The organism is Faecalispora jeddahensis (genome assembly GCF_000577335.1).
Classification (GTDB): domain Bacteria; phylum Bacillota; class Clostridia; order Oscillospirales; family Acutalibacteraceae; genus Faecalispora; species Faecalispora jeddahensis.
Genome location: NZ_CBYL010000030.1, coordinates 40,649 through 46,736 on the forward strand (window position 1 = coordinate 40,649; position 6,088 = coordinate 46,736).

The window sequence follows — 6,088 nt, forward strand, 5'->3', positions numbered from 1 at the left end:
TAAGCATTTTTCAAATGTATTCTCTTGTGATACCCTTACTGTGAAAGATTTGAGATCATGGAGGAGTCACGATGACACACAGTATGGACTTAACCAGGGGCGATATGAAAAAAGAGCTGATTGCCATAACGATCCCGCTGATTATCGGCAACATACTGCAGCAGCTTTACAACACCATCGATGCAATTGTAATCGGCCGGTATGTCGGCGACGTCGCCTTTGCCGCGATCGGGGTGGCCGGCACGGTGATGAACCTGTTTATCTTTGTGCTCAGCGGCTTCTGTGCGGGAATTTCGGTCGTTTTGGGTCAGCTGTTCGGGAAAGAGGATATGGAAACCTTTCGCACCGAATTTTATCTTTCAACGGTTTTTGGCGTGGCGTTTACCGCGCTGATCAGCATATGCGGCATCGCGTTTGCAAAGCCCCTGCTGCATCTGATCCAGACCCCTGCCGATGTGGCCGAGTACTGCTATCAATATCTGGTCGTCATTTTTGCGGGCCTGTTCGCAAGCTATTTATATAACCTGTGCTCGGCTGTTCTGAGGGCGGTCGGGAATACCAGGGCGGCTCTTGTCATCCTCGCGGTTTCCATTGTGATCAATCTGGCTTTGGCGCTGCTGTTTGTGGGCAGTATGCACACCGGTGTGGTCGGGGCGGCTCTGGCTACGGTGATTTCCCAGCTGATCTCCGTTCTTCTCAGTTTCCTGTATATCCGCATCCAGATTCCCGATTTGATGTTCCGGCGGGCCGACATGAAGTACGACCAATCGCTCATGAAAAAGACGGCCAATTTCGGTTCTGCGTCTGCATTTCATCAGTCCAGCCTTTATATCGGCAAGCTGCTGGTGCAGGGCGCGGTCAACTCGATGGGCATCGACATGATTTCGGCCTATACGGCGACCACCAGAATCGAAGGGTTCATCAATTCCTTTGGGGACAGCGGCGCAGCGTCCACTTCCATCTTGATCGCCCAAAACAAAGGCGCGGAAAACGAAAAGAGGGTGAAGGAAGGGCTGCGCACCTCACTCATGATGATGACCGTGCTCGGCATCGCTCTGTCGATTTTGATGGCCGCGACAGCGGGCACCACCGTTTTCTGGATGCTCGGCAGCACGGAGGGCAAGGCGTTTGAGTACGCGGTGCAGTACATGCAGGTCGTTTCCATTTTCTATATTCTGAACTACATCGGGAGTGCGTTCGTCGGCTATTACCGCGGCGTGGGGATGATTTATGTTCCGGTAATCGGCACAACGCTCCACATTACCATCCGTGTGATCCTTTCTTATATGTTCGTGCAGACGTCGGGGCTGTCGGCGGTAGCCTATGCCACCGGGATCGGATGGATCGTCGTCACCATTTATCAGGCTGTGGTTTATGTGACGAGGGTTAAAAAAATCTGCTTCAAGACAAAGGCGGAAGAGTAAAAAACTCTGTTTTTCAGCAGGGGCACAGGGCGGGTTAGGCTCCGGTGCGCTTGCTGCTTTATGGGGCATTTGTGATTGTGCGGCCCCTTGGCTGCCACAGAACGTTGTTCCGGGTACACAGCCGGAACGGAATCGCGCTGAAAAACGAAAAACGTTGCGTAGTTTGCCCGGATGTTTTTTCCCTTTGGGCACCATTTTCAGGCGAAATTTACCCGGCCGGCAGACCGGAGAAACAGAGCGCTTTTTTAAAGTGGGACAACTTGAATTTTTCTCAATCTTTGGTATAATGAGATTTAAGTTTCGCCATGCTTTAACAGGCACACACACACTGAAAATATGTTTTCTTTTCACAGTCCGGTCAAAAGCATCCACCGAAACAGAAAGACAGGTGAAGAGTGTGAATGAAGAATTTATAACTTTTACCATTGGCAAGCAGAAAACCATCGCGCTGATCGCCCACGACGGCAAAAAGCGAGAGATGATCGACTGGTGTGCCGAAAATCAGGAAATCCTGAAGGGCCATTTTTTATGCGGAACCGGAACCACAGCAAAGCTGGTTGCAGAAAAAACAGGTCTGCCGGTAAAAGGGTATAACAGCGGCCCGCTGGGCGGCGATCAGCAGATCGGCGCCAAAATTGTAGAAGGCAGCGTCGATTTTGTTGTCTTTTTTTCCGATCCGCTGGAAGCGCAGCCCCATGATCCCGATGTAAAGGCCCTGCTGCGAATCGCTCAGGTCTACGACATTCCGATTGCAAACAATCGCGCCACCGCAGACTTTCTGATTCATTCCGATTATATGAGCCGGGAGTATCAGCACAAGGTCATCAATTTCAAGCAGTCGGTGATCGATCGGGTCAATGACGAAAATTTGTTTCAAAAATAAGCACGCAGGGGGAACAAGTATGCTCACAACAAAAATCCTGATTAATACGGTAGAAAAGGTAAAGCAATTTTCATCCATCGTTTCCAGACAGAACGTGGAATGTGAAATTGTAGAGGGGATTTATATTATCGACGCAAAGTCCATCATGGGCATTTTCAGCATCGATCTGTCTGAACCCGTAGAGCTTCGGATTCACTCCGACAACGCGGCGATTCTGGATTCCCTGAAGGAGTTTATTGTTCAGGAGGCCTGACACAAACCGCTTAGGTACGGCTGAAACCAGCCGTGCCTTTTTTTATACGCTTTTGCAAAAAGCAGGGGATTTTTCTAAGGGAAGCGCCGGGCTTTTTTGTTGACAGCGTGAGAAGAATCGCCTATGATGGATACATGTTCCGAATTTTGGAAAACAATAAAAAATATGGTGAAAAATTTGGTTGACTGCGTAATATTGATATAACTGAATCAATACTAATATAGCAGGGCCAATGCGCTGTTTTGGATGAAGTGCGCCTGGGAAAACCGGCGCTTTTTCAATGGCAGAATCAGGGGGTTGTATCATGCGTTTAATCGATTTGCTGCAGGGAATGCAGTATTCCGCTGTCGGTGACCTTCAGGTACCGGTAGAGGATTTGATTTATGATTCCAGAAAAGTCAAGGCGGGCTGTGCGTTTGTGTGCCTGCGGGGCTCTCATGCGGACGGCCATCAGTATGCGGGGCAGGCCGCAAAAAGCGGCGCAAGCGCAATTATTGCAGATCACCCGCTGGAGCTTCCGGCACAGGTGCCGGTCGTCGTTGTGCCGGATACTCGCCTGGCGCTGGCAGTGATGTCTGCGGCACTCTTCGGGCATCCCGCAAAGCGGATGAAAACCGTCGGCGTGACCGGCACAAAAGGGAAGACGACCACCACCTATATGATCCGCGCGATTCTGGAGCAGGCGGGCATCAAAACCGGGCTGATCGGCACCATCGGTGCGGTGGTCGGCGACCGGGTGATTCCGACGGAGAACACAACGCCGGAATCCTACGAGGTTCAGTCTTTCCTCAAACAAATGGCGGATGAAGGCTGTCAGTGCGTCGTGATGGAGGCCTCCTCCATCGGCCTGAAGGCGTACCGCACTGCGGGCTTTATGTTTGACATCGGCCTGTTCACAAACTTTTCTCCCGATCATATCGGCGGCGACGAGCATGCCTCTTTAGAGGAATATCTGGCGTGCAAGAGCATGCTGTTTCGCCAATGCCGGCTGGGAATTGTGAATATTGATGATCAAAACTGGGAGGGCGTTGTAAAGGATCACACCTGCGAGCTGGAAACCTACGGCTTTTCTCCCGAGGCGCAGCTCCGGGCGGAAAACGAGGGCCTTGTGTCCCGTCCCGGCTATTTGGGTGCGCGCTTTGATCTGAGCGGCTTTTTGAATTTCCCCGTAGCGGTGGATATTCCCGGAAAGTTCAGCGCCTACAACGCTCTGGCCGCCATTGCGGTGTGCCGCCACTTTGACGTGACGCAGGAGCAGATTCAGCAGGGGCTGAGCACCGTTAAGGTCAAGGGCCGCGTAGAGCCGGTGCCGGTGCCCGGCGAATACACGCTCCTGATCGATTACGCGCATAACGCGGTCAGCATGGAAAACATTCTCGAGACCCTGCGGGAATATCATCCGCAGCGGCTCGTTTGCCTGTTCGGCGCGGGAGGGAATCGCGCGAAATCCCGGCGCTACGAGATGGGCGAGGTCTGCGGTCGTCTGGCCGATCTTTCCGTCATCACCGCCGACAATTCCCGGTTTGAGGATGTCATGGACATCATTGCGGATATTAAGATCGGTATGGCCAAAACCGATGGAGAATATGTGGTGATCCCCGACCGGCGCGAGGCGATTCGATATTGCCTCCAGAACGCCCAGCGGGGGGACGTGATCGTGCTGGCCGGAAAAGGACACGAAGATTATCAGGAAATCCGCGGCGTCAAGTATCCGTTTGATGAACGGGTCGTGGTGGCGGAGCTGCTGAAAGAAATAGAGAAAGCGTGAGTGGGATCATGAAAATGCTGGCCAGAGAGATCGCTCAGGCGTGCGGCGGTAGGATCATCGGAGGAGACCCGGAGCGGGAAGTGACTTTTGTAACGACGGACAGCCGAAAGGTGGGGCCGGGCGCGCTGTTTGTGCCGATTGTGGGCGAGCGGGTAGACGCGCACCGCTTCCTTCCCGGGGCAGCCGAGGCCGGTGCTGCGGCAGTTCTGACCCAGCAGCCGGAGGAACAGCGTCCCGAGGGCGCCTGCGCGTGGATTGCCGTAGAGGATACCAGAGCGGCACTGCAGCAGATCGCAGGGGCGTACCGTTTCCGCTTTCCAATTCCGGTGGTCGGCGTGACCGGCAGCGTAGGGAAAACCACGACCAAAGAGATGCTTGCGCTGGCGCTTTCGGCGGAGCGCAACGTGATGAAAACCGAGGGCAATTTCAACAGCCAGCTCGGCGTGCCGCTCACAGTGTTCCGTCTGCTGCCGGAACATGAGGCTGCAGTGATCGAGATGGGAATGAGCGAGTTCGGCGAAATGGCCCGCCTGGCTCAGGTGGCAAGGCCGACCTGCGCCGTCATGACCAATATCGGGATTTCTCATATTGAAAACCTGAAAACGCAGGAAAATATCCGTGCGGAAAAGCTGCACATTACGGATGCCTTTACGGAGGATTCCGTTCTGTTCCTCAACGGGGACGACCCGCTGCTCGCGCAGCTGCGGGGGACATTACCTTTTCACATCGTCTTTTTCGGCACGCAGCCGTGGTGCGATGTGCACGCGGAGAAGATCGTTTCTTTCGGCGGCACAACAGACTTTACCGCTGTGTCGCAGGAATTCCGCATTTCGGTGACTCTGCCGGTTCCGGGGGAACATAATGTGCTCAATGCGCTGGCTTCTCTGGCGGTGGCGCAGTATTTGGGCGTTTCACCGCAGAAGGCGGCGGAGCGGCTGCAGACCTATTCGCCTCCGGCTATGCGTCAGCAGATTCATCAGGTGGGCGGCATTACGGTCATTGACGATTCCTATAATGCAAGCCCCGATTCCATGCGCAGCAGCGTCAATATTCTGATGGACCTGAAAGGCACAGGCCGGGCCATCGGCGTGTTTGCAGATATGCTCGAGCTCGGCGATTATTCCCGTCAGGCGCATTTTGACGCGGGCGTTTACGCTGCGTCCCGCGGAATTGACGCATTGTTCGTCATCGGCGAGCAGGCGCAGGAGATTCGCTGGGGCGCCCTTTCGGCGGAGTGTCATCTGCCCGTGTTCTCTTATCTGTCCAATGAGCAGGCTCTGAAAAAGCTGCTGGAGTATCTGCAGCCCGGGGATGTTGTGATTGTCAAGGGCTCCCGCGGCATGAAAACCGACGAGATCGTCCGGGGGCTGCTCGCGAATGAGGGAAAAGCGGTACCGGCCGCGACGGTGTGACGATAGAAAATCATAGATAATCTTGATGGGAGTGAAGAACTCCCGGGGCTGATGATAAAGAAAAGAAGAAGCGCTGCCGCATGGCAAACGCTTCTTCTTTTCTCTTGGTATGAGTTGCCTCATATGGAAATTCTGCTGGCACAGGGATTACCCTTATGCCGGGATGAAATTTTTCTTTTTTCATTTTTGGTATGAAGGAGAAAGTTTTTAGCGAGTGTTCCCCGCGTGGGGGTTCCGCTTGCGCGAGCTTTGCCCCTAGTGCCAGGGCGAGCCTTTTATTTTTATCTTGATAGGGAAGAGTGATTTTCAGCGAATGCCCTGCGCGGGATTTTCGCTTGCGCGGGCTTA

The 6,088-nt window shown here is 53.7% G+C and carries 6 protein-coding genes; 5 read left to right on the forward strand and 1 reads right to left on the reverse strand.

Going from position 1 to position 6,088, the window contains the following annotated elements; translation table 11 throughout:
- The first annotated feature begins 71 nt into the window (after positions 1–71).
- From TY09_RS11925 to TY09_RS11950, 5 genes are all read left to right on the forward strand, one after another.
- Positions 72–1,424, forward strand: coding sequence for an MATE family efflux transporter (locus tag TY09_RS11925; RefSeq protein ID WP_042434701.1), 1,353 nt, complete (start codon positions 72–74; stop codon positions 1,422–1,424).
- 397 nt (positions 1,425–1,821) lie between these two features.
- Positions 1,822–2,307, forward strand: coding sequence for a methylglyoxal synthase (locus TY09_RS11935; RefSeq protein ID WP_009066111.1), 486 nt, complete (start codon positions 1,822–1,824; stop codon positions 2,305–2,307).
- Between the two features lie 19 nt (positions 2,308–2,326).
- Positions 2,327–2,560, forward strand: a complete 234-nt coding sequence (locus TY09_RS11940) for a PTS sugar transporter (RefSeq protein ID WP_042434708.1) — start codon at positions 2,327–2,329, stop codon at positions 2,558–2,560.
- 304 nt (positions 2,561–2,864) lie between these two features.
- Positions 2,865–4,328, forward strand: coding sequence for a UDP-N-acetylmuramoyl-L-alanyl-D-glutamate--2,6-diaminopimelate ligase (locus TY09_RS11945; RefSeq protein ID WP_042434710.1), 1,464 nt, complete (start codon positions 2,865–2,867; stop codon positions 4,326–4,328).
- On the forward strand, positions 4,325–5,740 hold the full coding sequence (locus TY09_RS11950; RefSeq protein ID WP_242841491.1) for a UDP-N-acetylmuramoyl-tripeptide--D-alanyl-D-alanine ligase: 1,416 nt from the start codon (positions 4,325–4,327) through the stop codon (positions 5,738–5,740). The genes TY09_RS11945 and TY09_RS11950 overlap by 4 nt, the downstream gene beginning before the upstream one ends.
- 10 nt (positions 5,741–5,750) lie before the next feature.
- Here TY09_RS11950 and TY09_RS18620 read toward each other — a convergent pair.
- Positions 5,751–6,088 (reverse strand): hypothetical protein (locus TY09_RS18620; protein ID WP_187119612.1); only part of this gene is annotated, 338 nt, incomplete at its 5' end.

What these genes read in the sequence shown, in the direction of transcription:
- TY09_RS11925 (WP_042434701.1), top strand. Translation starts at nt 72, where the DNA reads ATGACACACAGTATGGACTTAACCAGGGGCGATATGAAAAAAGAGCTG.
- TY09_RS11940 (WP_042434708.1), top strand. Translation starts at nt 2,327, where the DNA reads ATGCTCACAACAAAAATCCTGATTAATACGGTAGAAAAGGTAAAGCAA.
- TY09_RS11945 (WP_042434710.1), top strand. Translation starts at nt 2,865, where the DNA reads ATGCGTTTAATCGATTTGCTGCAGGGAATGCAGTATTCCGCTGTCGGT.